Below are 13,790 nucleotides of genomic sequence, written 5' to 3'. Positions count from 1 at the left end.
CTTATTCTTTTAAGATGCCAGCCCTATTAATGGTATTATCAATATAAGAATCTCGTAAATCATCCTCTCAACTCCTCCACAGGCTTATGCTCTGTTTTCTCAATGCTGATTATGGAAAATATCACAACCAGGACAAGCACATCAAGAAACACACTGCTCTCTATTATAATGGGCACTGGAAGTATGAATGTGCCAAGAAGTATCAACGAATTTTCCTCTTCTATGTATCCCAGTATCTGAGCTATAGTCCTCTTCCTGGATGCTATAATGAAGAGCCCCTGGAAGAAAAGCAGAAGCGGAAAAAGTATAATATCGCTGTCTGGAAATATGAGGGACACAATATGTATAAAAGATATTGAATACACAATGAATATGGATACAACAATAAATGCCAGGTCTACCAGTAAATAATAGGTGGTCGGCAACTTTGATTCATAGAGATAATTTTTGTTTTTCGGTATTTTAGAAGCAAGAAAATATGTTACAAGAACTGTTCTGAGCAAAATAACCAGTGCGCCCAGTATGAAAAATGTATATTGTCTTAAGGCTATCCCAAGAAGGAAGGCAATTAATGCTATAATAAATGACTGGAGTGCCTGTGTCATTACCATGGATCTAAGATATTTGTTAACCTGAATGTAAAACCCTGTAATTACTATGAGAGCAGCCAGCAGATATATTACTGTAAATATTATCTTCATGCGATCACCTCGCTCATTATCAGGAACAGTATTGAAAATGTAAATGCCACAGCCAGGTAATCGATAACCCTGAACAGCCTCAGTTTAGCCAGTGAAGTATCAATTACAAGTACTATTATTATTAGCAGTATCCATTTGGCAGCCATGGTTACAGCGTTTAAAAAGAAGAGTGGAAATGTATTGAACATGCCCCATGGTATCAGGAACACATTTATCAGTACTGAACCAAGAAGATAGGTTTTCATGTAGGACGACCATTTATTTATTGCCAGTGCTTTCCCACTGTATTCGTAATCAATGCCGGAATCTATCATGCCCATTTCCTGGTTACCCTCGCTCTGTGTTGGCATTTTGCCGAATTCATACATGAAAACCATGAAGAATGCAAAGATAGCGAAAATATGCACGAGGCTAAGATTTGATAGTGGATGGGTTATCAAATAATGGTTAGTTACGTAAGGGTTATTTGTTCCACTTATCAGTGCAACGGCAAAGAATACAGTTATTAACGTTCCTTCACCGAAGAAATTGAACGACATGAGCCTGGACGCACCCATGGAGGAGAAATTGCTTCCGGAATCCAGCGTTCCCATAATTTTTATGAAGGCGGCAAGTGAAAAAAGTATGGCACCGGCAAAGAAATCTCCGGAGGCGGTGAAAATTATGGGGTCTGTCATAAATACCGGGATGATAAGTGCAATAAGTGAATATATGCCAAAAGCAATATATGGAGAATACAAAAATATCCTGGAAGAATCTTCAGTAATTATTGTTTCCTTTTTAAGCAATTTAAATAAATCATAATAGGGCTGAAATATGCTGGGGCCTTTTCTTGATTCAACATTTGCCTTAAGCTTTTCAAATATGCCAATAACAAGTGGCGAGAATAGAACAACGAATAGATACTGTGACAGCGTCTCCATGATTAAGGTTAACATTTTAATCACCAATAGGCGTCATCAGCGCACTGCATTATGGAGACGTCATTCCTACCCTTAATCGCTTATGTATATTTAAATTTTATTTTGTAAAAATGATAATGTATAACGTAATACGACAGATAAAGCACTGAGAAATTCATACAAAATAATACGCATTTAAATGGATGTGCCTTTAAAATACCATGTTCTTTACATTTCGGCCGTTGCTTTTATTTACCGGGAATGCGTAAGAGTTCAGTGATCTGAAGTCCATCAGAATCCGCATTACGAACAGAAATATCCATATATAATGAATGCATTATAATAATATAATGAATAAAACACCCGACAGATGTCCAGACCCTAAGAAGATCATTGACGATCTTTCCAGGAAGATAGAAGAGCAGGAAAAGATCATAGAGGAACTTCGGAAGGATAAGGAATCTTTCAGGAGGGATCTGGAGAAGCTGAAGAAGGATTTTGATGAATACAGGGTGAGACATCCAGAGAATGTCGGCATAAAGAATGGCAAACCATACTATTACATGCCTGAAACTGCCGCAGCTGATCATAATACTGCTGAACAACAATCCGAACCAAAGCCGGAAAAGAAGAGGTCCGGTGCAAGGATCGGTCACAGGGGATACCACAGATCCACACCTGGCCATGTGGATGAAGAGAGAACTGTAAGCATAAGGCAGTGTCCCTACTGCTGGTCTGATCTCAGTGATTCAGCCACCACCAGGGCAAGGACCATTGAAGGCATACCGGAAATAAAGCCCACTGTAATAAGATACACTATTGAGAGGCGTTACTGCTCCAGATGCAAAAAGATGGTTGAACCTGATTTCAGGGAGGCACTTCCAAAGGCAACACTCTCCCTGAGAACAATGCTTGTCATTGCTTACATGAAGACCGTGGAGAGACTGCCAGCTGCAAGGACATCAGAGATGCTGGGTGATATATTCAACCTCCGTGTTACAAAGGGGGAGGTCATGCACATCATACACCAGCTTTCAATACATCTTGGATCTGCATACAGGAATCTTGTGGGTAGAATAAGGAAGGCAAAGTCACGATACATTGATGAGACCTCCTGGAGAGTGGATGGAAAGAACAGGTACATGTGGGCATTCGTCACGGAAGGGGAATCACTGTACGTGACGGGATCAAGATCACATGAGGTTCCGGAAAAGGTACTTGGTAAGAAACATGACGGTGTTGACATGCATGATGGGTTTTCTGGATACGTGAAACTGGCAAAGATCACAAAGAACGGGCAGGGATGGTGCTGGGCACATATCATAAGGGATGCGAAGGAGCTCATCCAGTACAATGAATCTGAGGGAAGATACATTCTGGGCGTCTTGAAACACGTGTTCGATATGGCAAAGAAGCTTCTCGAGAAACCTCCTGAAGAGATAAGCGGGGAGATGCTCGAAGCCCTGTATGATGAATTCCGTCAGATCGACGTTCCGTATGAGTCAAAGAAATGTTCCGGTTTTGTGAGGAATCAGCTGAAGAGGAAAAGGGATGATCGCTTCCGTTTTGTTATTGACAGATCTGTTGAACCCACCAATAACAGGGCGGAAAGGGCAATAAGGCCCATAGTCACATACAGGAAGGTGTCGGGTGGATCACGATCAGAGAGAGGAGCAAGGGACTTCACAAGGGTTTACAGTGTTCTCGAATCATACAGAAAGAGGGGAAAACTTCCGTTCAGGGCTAAGCCGGGATAACTTCAGGTAACTGAACTCTTACGGGAATGCTTATATAATAAAATTCACTTTACTTTTATGAAGTTTGCCGTACTTATTGGATGGAATGGTTCCGTAATCCAGTCATTTTTGCGGGCCGGGGAGGAAACTGGCAATGAAATTAAAATAAAATATCCACGCCTTGACCCTGTTGATTCTGAATTTATAGAATTCATTAGAAATGCCGATGCGGTATTCATACATCATTTTTCAGGGGAAAATATATATAACAATATTCTGGAAGAAATTGAAACAGTCATAAAGGGGCGGAAAAATGTAATAGCAATAGACCCGATCCTCAGCAGTTATTCCACTGTAAGCAAATTTGTTGAGGAAAAGGTATCAAATTATTATTTCTACGGGGGATATGAAAACATAAAAAATATGGTACTGTTCATTGAAAGCATGTTCACCCCATGCCATTATGAGGAACCAAGGGAAATGCCATTTTCCGGCATTTATGATTACGGTATCAGTGATTTTCAACGGAAGGTGGGGATATTATTTTACAGGACGGCATGGGTAGACAGGGATACAAAAATAGTCAGGTATATCATAGACAAATTGAACCAGAAGAAAATTTCTGCCATACCTGTCTTTACCAATGGCTTCGGTGACAAATCCAGAGGCATAATGAGTGCAGAAGACTGCATAAATGCCTATTTTTATGATGAAAAAAAACCTGCGGTTGATGCGGTAATAAACCTGTTATCATTTTCTCTTATAAAGAAAGAGGATAAAAGCACCCTGATTGACCTCGGTGTTCCGGTTTTCCAGGGTTTAATATATTATTACAAGGAAGAAAAGGAATGGCTTGATTCGTCAGGTCTGGATGTTGTCTCCACAATTATGAGTGCCATGTTGCCGGAAATGGATGGAACCATAGAACCTGTGATAATAGGGGTTATAAAGAAGATCTATGACCATGGCACTGTTTACAGGGAACTTGTCCCGGTAGAAACACAGGCACAGTATATGGTAAACAGGATTGAAAGATGGATAAACCTGAAATATAAGAATAATTCAGAAAAAAAAATAGCAATAATACTTCACTCTGGCTCCTCATTTAAGGATCTTGAGGCAAATATTGGCACTGCCACAGGTCTTGATACCCTGAATTCAGTGTCAAATATAATGCATCTCTTAAAAAATAACAGCTATTCAATAGACTATCTTCCTGAAAACGGGGAATCACTCATTAAAACTATAATGGAAAAAAAGGCAATACCAGAAGGAAAATGGACGCCAGTGGATGATATAATAAATAGAGGCGGATCCGTGTACGGAATGCCTGTTGAGGAGTATGAAAAATTTTTCCATGAGCTCCCGGAAGAATCCAGGAATATGATAAATGAGAGGTGGGGGGAACTCAACAGGGAAAGGGATTATATGCTTCGTGACGGAACGATCTACATCCCCGGCATACTTTCCGGAAATGTCTTCATAGGAATACAGCCAAAGAGGATTACATTTGCTGACAATGACAATAGCATACGGACAATACATGATTCTCTCACGCCCATTACACACTACTGGCTTGCATTTTATAAGTGGATACAGGAAATTTTCAGGGCCGATGCAATAATACACGTTGGAACCCATGGCACTCTGGAATTCACACCTGGCAAAGGGCTTGGCCTTTCTCCATCTGATTTTCCTGAAATTTCAATAGGCGAGATGCCCAACCTTTATCTCTATTCCACCAATGTGCCAGGAGAGGGGATAATAGCCAAGAGGAGAAGCTATGCTGTACTTCTGGATTATATTACACCACCTACTGCATACGATGAAGTTCCACAGGACATAAAGGACATGGAAGACCTTATAGATGATTACGAGGAAACTGAAAAAGCAGAGAACAAGTCCAGGGAATCCATGATTCTGGAAAAAATACAGAAGATTTCGGATAAAGTTGGGTTATCAATAGACTTTAATGATGCACATAAGGCAACACATGAAATAGAACACCGCCTGAACCTTTTCAAGGATTCCATAGTGACAAAGGGGTTGTATGTCTATGGGAAGGATATAGATGCTGGGGATATCAAGGACTATGTTACCACGGCCACACGCTTTGATGATTCACTCTGTAAAAAATTTGGCAGGGAAGAAGCTGAAAAGAAAATTACAGATTATATAAATAATGGAACGGCCATACCGGAACTTGAAGCCAGCATCATAGAGAAATTAAGGTTTTCACCAGAAAATGAAAAGAATAATCTGCTTAAGGCATTAAATGGCCAGTTTATAGAACCTGGAATTTCCGGATCTCTTACAAGGGGAAGATATGATGTATTGCCATCTGGGAGAAATTTCTATGCTGTTGACCCCTTCAAAATACCGAGCCATTCAGCGTGGCAGGTGGGCGTAATACTTGCAAACAAGCTCATAGAAAATGAATACAGGAAAAACAATAAATTTCCGGAAACCATTGGCTTTGTACTATGGTCTACTGATGCATACAGGTCGGATGGAGAACTTATATCACAGATACTTTACACTATTGGGGTTGAACCAGTATGGCAGGAGGGCACAAAAAAGGTCAAGGATGTCAGGGCCATACCCATGGACATTCTGAAAAGGCCAAGAATCGATGTTGTTATAGAATCCAGTGGCATAGTGAGGGACAACCTTTTCAATATAATAGAATTAATAGACATGGCAATTAAAAAGGTCTCTGAACTGGATGAGGATGACGATATTAACTTTATAGCCAAACACCATAAAAAATACGGGCACTTAGACAGAATATTTTCCTCAAAGCCCGGGTCATATGGATCAGGAGTCAATAATGCAATAGAATCATCTAAATGGGAAAACGAAAATGACCTTGCCGAGGTATTTACCCAGTGGATGGGGTATTCATACGGAAAAAATAACTTCGGCAGGGAGTCAAAAAAAGAGCTGCTTTCTATTTCAAGGGACATAGAAACTATCATACATAAAAGGGAAATAGATGAAATTGATATAAATGACGATTCCTGCAATTACTCCTATGCTGGAGGTTTCTATCTAATGGCAAAGAAGAGTGGTTCAAAACCGTCTCTTATGTTTGAGGATACGTTTAACCCCAGTAGGCCACAGGTAAGAACCATGAAAGAGGAGATAGAGCGTACTGCAATAGGCAAGCTCCTAAATGAAAAGTGGATAGCAGCACAGAAAAATTTCGGCTACAGGGGTGCAACTGAAATGCTGAAAAAGATAGAACATCTTTATGGGTGGGGTGCCACAACAAAAATGGTCAATGACAACATATTCAACAACATAGCAGAAAAATTTGTGCTTGACAAAGAAATGAGGGAATGGTTCAAAAAGGAAAATCCATGGGCGCTTTCTGAAATTACTTCAAGGATGATAGAGGCATATAAAAGGGATATATGGCATGCAAGTGAAAGCATGAAGGAACAGCTTGAGGAAGAATATATGGAAATAGAAGGTGAGAATGAATGAGGACATATGCATTTCCATTTTCTGCAATAGTGGATAATGATGACATGAAACTTGGACTTATAGTCAATGCGGTAGACAGCAACATTGGCGGCCTACTTATAACCGGCCCGAAGGGCATAGCAAAATCAACAATGGTCCGTTCCCTATCTTCGGTTCTTCCTGAAGTTAAAGTGGTCAAGGGATGCAGGTTTCACTGCGATCCTGAGGGAGACCTTTGCGATGAATGCCTTGCAAGGAAGAAAAACGGAAATCTTGAAACAGAATATATGAAAATAAGGATAATAAATCTCCCAAACAGCACAACACTGGATAGGGTTGTAGGGTCCCTTGATATATCACACGCCATAAAGGGTGAATCTGTTCTGCGTGAAGGGTTGATAGGTGAAGCAAACAGGGGGATATTATATATAGATGAGGTAAACCTACTTGATGATTCCATAGTGGATTCTATACTAGATGCTGCCGCATCCGGAGTAAATATTGTTGAGCGTGAGGGTGTATCATATATCCATCCTGCCAGATTCATACTTGTTGGTACAATGAATCCGGAGGAGGGGGAACTCAGGCCGCAGTTACTTGACCGGTTCGGAATTTCGGTAGAAGGCAAAATGCCAGAGTCCCCGGAAAAGCTTCTGGAAATTTCTGAAAAGGTGGATAAATTTGACAGGGACAAACAGGGTTTTATAGATGAATATAAAGCGCAGGATGCTGAGATTCGGTCAAAGATAATCAAGGCAAGAAAAATACTTCAGAACGTGACAATAAAGAGAGATTATCTGCTTTTCATTGCAGATACGGTGCTAAAAAATTCCCTGAGCAACAGGGCAATGATCAGCACCGTAAAAACAGCAAAGGCCATAGCCGCCTATTATGGCAGGACAGAGGTAAATGAATATGATTTGAAAAAGGCCCTTGAATTCGCACTTAACCATAGAATACGGGAAAAGGGAAAAAAGAACCCCGATTACAATTTCCGTGAACCTGACAGGGATAAAAGTGACAGTGAAGACAATGGGGGAGATGAATCAAATCAAAACCACACAGAACCCTTTGACAAAAAAAATAATGAAGAAGGGGAAGGTGGCAATGTGAGCCAGAAAAAACCTGCTAACAAAAAGGAAAGCCCAAAAATCCAGGGTGTGGATGTAAAGCCGGCAAAGGGCATAGAAACCAAAAAATCCGGACGTTCTGGCATATCAAGGCAGCACAGGCATAAGGGTGTGAAGGCCGGTACCTATATGGATGTGAGGTCATCCCTTTTGAATACCTGGGCATCTGGCTTCAGGATGATAAATGACAAAACAATAGTCATGAGGAATTCGTACTCCAGGGGATCGGTTCCATTCATTATAGCTATAGATTCCAGCAGATCAATGAATTTCAGTTCCAGGATAGAAATAGCCAAAGAATTTTCCGAGATGCTCCTAAAAAAACTATATCTTATAAGGAGTAGGGTTGCACTCATAAAATTCTCTGGAACTGGATCTGATCTGCTAATGAATTTTTCCAGGAATTTTACTGCACTGAAAAACCATATAGATAATATCTCCAGTGGAGGAAAAACACCCTTATATGATGCTCTGAATGAAATTTATAAACTATCCTCCTATGAGAAACTTATGACCGTTTCACTCCTTATCACGGATGGCAGAGGCAACGTTTTCCCCGGGAATCCAAAAGAGAACCTTAAGGAGATCTCATCCAAAATAAAACCTGTTTCAAAGATGTATATCATAGATAAAAATGACAATAAATTTCTTCCCACATATAATGGTATAATATCCTATTATTCTGGTGCAAAAATTATAAATAACATACAAAGCATACAAATAAACTGAGGGGCAGTTAACCCCTCATTATTAATATTCTATATACGCACTGTCCGGCTCCTCCAGTGACATTTTGTCTGTTTCCTTGGATTTATAAATAACGCCCAGGGCGATAAGAATAAAAATAAGGGTGAACACAGGATAAAGTGCATACCCTATAGTTCCAAGAAGGTCTGATACATAGGGTGCAGGCCCACCTATAAACGAATTTCCATACTGATAGCTTGCGGAATTCCCGGAATACCTGACATTTGTGGGGAAAATTTCTGAAATCATTGCACCCAATGGAGAATAGCTCAATCCATGTGCTACAGCAAAAAGGGAGAGAAATACCACAAAGTACCCAAAACCCACCAGATAAATGGAAGGGAACAGCACTATTAGTGCCAATAAATTGGCCCCTGCGATGATAACCCGCCTCCCTTTTTTGTCTGATATCTGCCCGCCAACAAAGACAAATATCACATCCAGTATGCCGAATATTGCCGTACCTATGAGTCCATCAAGTATAGTTATCTTTTTTGCATTCTCAAATAAAACTGGAAGTAATGCTATTGCAAAATAGAAGAAGTTTCCAGAAGACCCGGCCAACAGTGTGCCAACAACTATTTTTTTCCAGTGTTTGGTAAATAATTCTTTTTCAGGTGATTTCAGGATTCTGTTCTTTTTCTTTTCTGCCTCGAACACAGGAGTCTCTTTTACCTTTAATCTTATAAATATACCAACAACAACGATGACAAAACTAGCCAGGAATGGTATTCTCCACCCTATGGAATACATAAAAGAAGAGGGTAAAGCATATACAAGGGGTATGAATATTGCAATCCCCAGAAGCAACCCTATTCCAACAGTTGATTGTACAAAGGATGAATAAAATCCTCTTCTATTTTTGAATGTTTCAAGAGTAAGAAGCATAGCACCACCCCATTCTCCTCCCAGGCCGAATCCAAGAGCAAGCCTAAGCACTACAAGTAGAACTATAGCCATGGCACCTATACTGGCCTCAGAAGGTATTAAGCCGGTTAACCCTGTAGATATTCCAGATATTAAAAGAGTTAGGAGCAGTATCTTCTTTCTTCCTAGTTTATCACCGAAATGCCCAAAGACATATGCACCCACAGGCCTTGTTATAAAACCAAGTGCAAAGGTCAGCAATGTCAGCAGCAGGCCTTCTGCCACCGAAACACTGGGGTAAAATGTTCTTTCTATATAAATGGCTCCGGAAGCAAAAATAAAAATTCCGTACCATTCTATTATTGTTCCAATCATTGATGCAGCAATAACATCTGTCTTTTCACTCATGCGATGAAAACCATATGTTATATATATTAGTTTACATGGGGATATTATTATTTTATACTATTACTAATATATTTTCCGTCACTTTGTCAAGTGGGGCAATAAAGAATAGATCTGAAAAATAGATATTTTAATTCAATTTATGGATGCTGGTATAATTGTCATATTAGATCGAACATCAATCAATTGGAGAACCAACAACAACTCAAAGTACATCTATTATTAATTTCATATCCCAGAATAATGCTAAATATTTATATTACAGTTTATAATACCATCCAGAAGTGAAGGAGGATTATCATGGAAAACACTTATGTAAAGTTTGAAGCTCCCGAATCGTTAGTCAAAGACGCATTGGATTTTGTAGAAAATTCATACAGATCTGGTAAGATTAAGAAAGGGACAAATGAAGTAGTTAAGTCTATAGAGAGAGGAGAGGCAAAGGTTGTTGTCATAGCAGAGGATGTTTCACCCCCTGAAGTGGTTTTTTATCTGCCTGTCCTGTGCGAGGAGAGAAAAGTCCCATATACATATGTAAAAAATAAGAATGACCTCGGCTTAAAAGTCGGTATTGCATCTGCAGCATCTATAGCAGTTGTTGATTACGGCAAAAATGAAGACGCATATAAAGATTTAATATCATCAATAGAAAATGCAAAATCAGGAAAGGAAGAAAAGAAAAAACCTGCAGCCAAGAGTGAACAGCCCAAGGAAGAAGAAATAGAAGCTGAAGCTACAAAAGCTCCAAAGGAAAAGAAAGAACCTGTAAAAGAGAAAGCTTCTGAAGCAAAAGAACCGAAGAAAGAGGAGAAAAAGGAAAAAACTTCTGAACCAAAGGAAAAGAAAGAACCTGTAAAAGAGAAAGCTTCTGAAGCAAAAGAACCGAAGAAAGAGGAGAAAAAGGAAAAAACTTCTGAACCAAAGGAAAAGAAAGAACCTGTAAAAGAGAAAGCTTCTGAAGCAAAGAAAGTTGCAAAGAAGAAAGAAGATTCAGAAGAAAGTGAAGAGTGATGCTTTATGGCAGAAGATGCAACTCCAGCTGAAGTGGTTGAGTTGATGGGAAGAACCGGAATGACCGGTGAAGCCACAACTGTAAAGGTCAGAGTCCTCGAAGGGAAAGACCAGGGCAGAATTATCGCCAGGAATGTTCTTGGACCTGTGAAGGTTGGCGATATCCTGATGCTTAGGGAGACTGCAAGAGAGGCAAGGAGATTATCAATAAGGTGAATCAAATGGAAAACAGAAAATGTATCTTTTGTGGCCACGATATTGAACCTGCATCCGGAATCATTTATATCAGAAAAGATGGAAATATTATGAATTTCTGTTCAAAGAAATGCAGGGTTAATATGATAGACCTAAAAAGAGCCGCAAGAAATGTTAAATGGACAAACGAGTACCACCGTATTAAGGAAATGAGAAAGGCGTAAAAATATGGAAAGAACATTGGTACTTATAAAACCTGATGGAGTTAAAAGGCACATTATAGGCAATATAATTGGAAGATTCGAAAACAAGGGATTAAAAATTATTTCACTTAAGCTCATGAGAGTTTCTGAGGAAAAAGCTAGAGAACATTACAGTGTCCACAGTATGAAGCCTTTCTTTGATGGATTGGTTTCCTACCTGACATCCGGACCTATAGTTGCCTTGATACTGGAAGGAGACAATGCCATAGTTTCATGCAGGAATCTTGCAGGGACGACTGATGGATCGAAGGCAGCTGCAGGAACAATCAGGGGAGATTTCTCACTGAATATTGAAGAAAATATAGTCCACGCCTCAGATTCTCCAGAAGCATATAACCACGAATATAAAATATTTTTTAATGAGAATGAGATAATGGATTATTGAATATGGAAACAACAAAAAAGAATTTAAGGGAACCAATTGTATGTGTACTGGGTCATGTTGACCATGGAAAAACCACTCTCTTAGATGATATCAGAGGGACCACCGTAGCAAAGAAAGAAGCTGGTGGCATTACACAGAAGATTGGTGCAACAGAAATAGATAAAAATACCCTTGAATCAAATATGAAGAATTACTTTAAAAATATTGAGATTAAAATTCCAGGTTTATTATTTATAGATACCCCGGGGCATGTGGCCTTTGCCAATATGAGATCAATGGGCGGAGCACTGGCTGACATAGCAATTCTTGTTATAGATGTGAATGAGGGGCTAAAGCCACAGACGATAGAATCTATAGATGTTTTAAAGAAATATAAAACACCATTTATAATAGCTGCAAATAAAATAGATCTTGTACCATATTTTATAACTGCCAAGAATACCTCATTTAAGGAAACACTCCTCAAACAACGGAAGGAATATGTGGATGCCCTTGATGAAAAAATTTACAAAATAATTAATGACCTTTATGTCAAAGGAATATCGTCTGATAGATATGACCGAATCACTGATTTCACAAAATCATTTGCAATAGTTCCCATAAGTGCAAAGCTGAACATAGGAGTCCCTGATATACTGATGGTTCTCACGGGACTAGCACAGAGATTTTTGGAAGACCATATACAATTTGAAAATAAATCCACCCGCGGTTCAGTGATAGAAATCAAGAAAGAAGAGTCCATAGGTACTACACTGGACACAATACTGTATCAGGGCACACTTCACAAGGGCGATAAAATAGCATTGAATACGAATGCGGGTCCAGCGGTTACAAAGGTGAAGGCTATTCTGGCCCCGGGAAAAAAAGGTGTTGAGGAGAGGGATAGCATAAAATCAGCTGCCGGAATTAGAATTCTGATAACAGACAAACTTGATGTTATTTCAGGTACATCTATAATTGTTGTGAAGGGCGGTAAAACCGATGATGCGTTCAATGAACTTATAAAAGAATCTAAACCGGATATAAAACTCTCGGAAAATGGAATTACAATAAAGGCTGAGGCCATAGGCTCACTTGAAGCCATAGCATATGAAATGGAACAGAACAAGATTAATGTTAGGGAAGCCCAGATCGGTGACATTACAAAAAAAGATATAATAAATGTGTCCACGTTAAATAACCCACTGGACCGCGTTATTGTCGGATTTAATGTTAATATTTCAAGCGATGCCAGAGAAAACATGGAATATAACAATGCAAAGGTTATTTCAGGGAATGTGATTTACTCCATGATAGACGATCTGAATAAATGGCTTGAGTTCAAAAAGCATGAAATAGAAGAGGAAAAGAAAAACAGCAGGCCCGTCCCATCAAAGTTGGTAATTTTGCCTGATTACATTTTCAGGGCAGCTAAGCCTGTTATAGTCGGAATAAGGGTCATTTCAGGCCGGGTCAAGGTTGGAGACAAGCTCATAAACAGCAACAACAAATATGCAGGAACTATTAAAAGCCTGAGGGATGGTGATGTAAACCGGCAGTATGCTGATAAGGGATCAGAACTGTCATGCGCAATTGATGGTGTTACCTTAAACCGGCAAATATTCCCTGATGAAGATTTATATGTTGATGTTCCTGAAAATGTGGTAAAAGAAATGAAAGACCAGGATATGGATCCTGATATGAAAGAAACCATGGAAGAACTTATAAAAATCAAAAGGAAAGAAGAACAATTTTGGGGATTCTGAATTAGGCAGGAAATTTAAACACCATAAAATAAATAATATGGGCAAATCCTCTGTTAAAAAGATATGAAATCTAAACGAATATAATGGAATAAATTATAAGGACAATAGAAAATACAACCATCAAAATCAGGGAAAAGAAAGAATCCCGAAAGGTCAATGTGCCTATAAATGCTATGATTGAAAACAGTATAGTTTCTTTATATACTGTACTCCCTGTAATCAATCCTATGAAAGG

General features: G+C 39.2%; 10 protein-coding genes and 1 pseudogene. 8 read left to right on the top strand and 3 right to left on the bottom strand.

The features are described 5' to 3' along the window. Positions 1–59: 59 nt before the first annotated feature. Together AMDU4_RS13825 and AMDU4_RS13820 are read right to left on the bottom strand one after the other, a co-directional pair. On the bottom strand, positions 60–701 hold the full coding sequence (locus tag AMDU4_RS13825) for a hypothetical protein (RefSeq protein WP_021788543.1): 642 nt from the start codon (positions 699–701) through the stop codon (positions 60–62). Further along, a complete protein-coding gene (locus tag AMDU4_RS13820; RefSeq protein ID WP_021788542.1) occupies positions 698–1,639 on the bottom strand; it encodes a respiratory chain complex I subunit 1 family protein in 942 nt (313 codons plus the stop codon). Before AMDU4_RS13820 ends, AMDU4_RS13825 begins: the two co-directional genes overlap by 4 nt. Positions 1,640–1,953: 314 nt before the next feature. Between AMDU4_RS13820 and tnpC the strand changes: the two genes are divergently transcribed. From tnpC to AMDU4_RS13805, 3 genes are read left to right on the top strand one after another with little or no spacing between them, the layout of a single operon-like run. Then, complete coding sequence (gene tnpC, locus AMDU4_RS13815; protein WP_021788541.1) at positions 1,954–3,360, top strand: IS66 family transposase; 1,407 nt, start codon at positions 1,954–1,956, stop codon at positions 3,358–3,360. A gap of 57 nt (positions 3,361–3,417) precedes the next feature. After that, positions 3,418–6,828 carry a cobaltochelatase subunit CobN gene (locus AMDU4_RS13810; RefSeq protein WP_021788540.1) on the top strand — a complete coding sequence of 1,137 codons (3,411 nt, stop codon included), beginning with the start codon at positions 3,418–3,420 and terminating at the stop codon, positions 6,826–6,828. Continuing rightward, on the top strand, positions 6,825–8,666 hold the full coding sequence (locus tag AMDU4_RS13805) for a VWA domain-containing protein (protein ID WP_021788539.1): 1,842 nt from the start codon (positions 6,825–6,827) through the stop codon (positions 8,664–8,666). The genes AMDU4_RS13810 and AMDU4_RS13805 overlap by 4 nt, the downstream gene beginning before the upstream one ends. A gap of 21 nt (positions 8,667–8,687) precedes the next feature. On the opposite strand, the gene AMDU4_RS13800 is transcribed toward AMDU4_RS13805, so the two are convergent. Continuing rightward, positions 8,688–9,959: an MFS transporter gene (locus AMDU4_RS13800; protein WP_021788538.1), complete on the bottom strand. Its 1,272-nt coding sequence runs from the start codon at positions 9,957–9,959 to the stop codon at positions 8,688–8,690. A gap of 297 nt (positions 9,960–10,256) precedes the next feature. Here AMDU4_RS13800 and rpl7ae point away from each other — a divergent pair. The 5 genes and pseudogenes from rpl7ae to infB form a co-directional block, all read left to right on the top strand. Then, positions 10,257–10,616, top strand: a pseudogene (gene rpl7ae / locus AMDU4_RS14105) (50S ribosomal protein L7Ae); the annotation flags it as partial. A gap of 357 nt (positions 10,617–10,973) precedes the next feature. Next, on the top strand, positions 10,974–11,183 hold the full coding sequence (locus AMDU4_RS13790) for a 30S ribosomal protein S28e (RefSeq protein WP_021786334.1): 210 nt from the start codon (positions 10,974–10,976) through the stop codon (positions 11,181–11,183). Between the two features lie 5 nt (positions 11,184–11,188). Continuing rightward, complete coding sequence (locus AMDU4_RS13785) at positions 11,189–11,386, top strand: 50S ribosomal protein L24e (RefSeq protein WP_019841727.1); 198 nt, start codon at positions 11,189–11,191, stop codon at positions 11,384–11,386. A gap of 4 nt (positions 11,387–11,390) precedes the next feature. After that, positions 11,391–11,810, top strand: coding sequence for a nucleoside-diphosphate kinase (gene ndk / locus AMDU4_RS13780; protein ID WP_021788536.1), 420 nt, complete (start codon positions 11,391–11,393; stop codon positions 11,808–11,810). A gap of 2 nt (positions 11,811–11,812) precedes the next feature. After that, a complete protein-coding gene (gene infB, locus AMDU4_RS13775) occupies positions 11,813–13,555 on the top strand; it encodes a translation initiation factor IF-2 (protein ID WP_021788535.1) in 1,743 nt (580 codons plus the stop codon). Positions 13,556–13,790 lie beyond the last annotated feature (235 nt).

The sequence above is a fragment of the Ferroplasma sp. Type II genome, from assembly GCF_000496155.1.
The sequence above is the reverse complement of the archived record's forward strand: the minus strand, read 5'-3'. Positions and strand labels throughout refer to the sequence as shown.

Bases quoted from the DNA above. Each gene is read 5' to 3' on its own strand.
- AMDU4_RS13785 (WP_019841727.1), top strand. From the start codon at position 11,189: ATGGAAAACAGAAAATGTATCTTTTGTGGCCACGATATTGAACCTGCA.
- infB (WP_021788535.1), top strand. From the start codon at position 11,813: ATGGAAACAACAAAAAAGAATTTAAGGGAACCAATTGTATGTGTACTG.
- ndk (WP_021788536.1), top strand. From the start codon at position 11,391: ATGGAAAGAACATTGGTACTTATAAAACCTGATGGAGTTAAAAGGCAC.
- AMDU4_RS13800 (WP_021788538.1), bottom strand. From the start codon at position 9,959: ATGAGTGAAAAGACAGATGTTATTGCTGCATCAATGATTGGAACAATA.
- AMDU4_RS13820 (WP_021788542.1), bottom strand. From the start codon at position 1,639: ATGTTAACCTTAATCATGGAGACGCTGTCACAGTATCTATTCGTTGTT.
- AMDU4_RS13790 (WP_021786334.1), top strand. From the start codon at position 10,974: ATGGCAGAAGATGCAACTCCAGCTGAAGTGGTTGAGTTGATGGGAAGA.
- AMDU4_RS13810 (WP_021788540.1), top strand. From the start codon at position 3,418: ATGAAGTTTGCCGTACTTATTGGATGGAATGGTTCCGTAATCCAGTCA.
- AMDU4_RS13805 (WP_021788539.1), top strand. From the start codon at position 6,825: ATGAGGACATATGCATTTCCATTTTCTGCAATAGTGGATAATGATGAC.
- tnpC (WP_021788541.1), top strand. From the start codon at position 1,954: ATGAATAAAACACCCGACAGATGTCCAGACCCTAAGAAGATCATTGAC.
- AMDU4_RS13825 (WP_021788543.1), bottom strand. From the start codon at position 701: ATGAAGATAATATTTACAGTAATATATCTGCTGGCTGCTCTCATAGTA.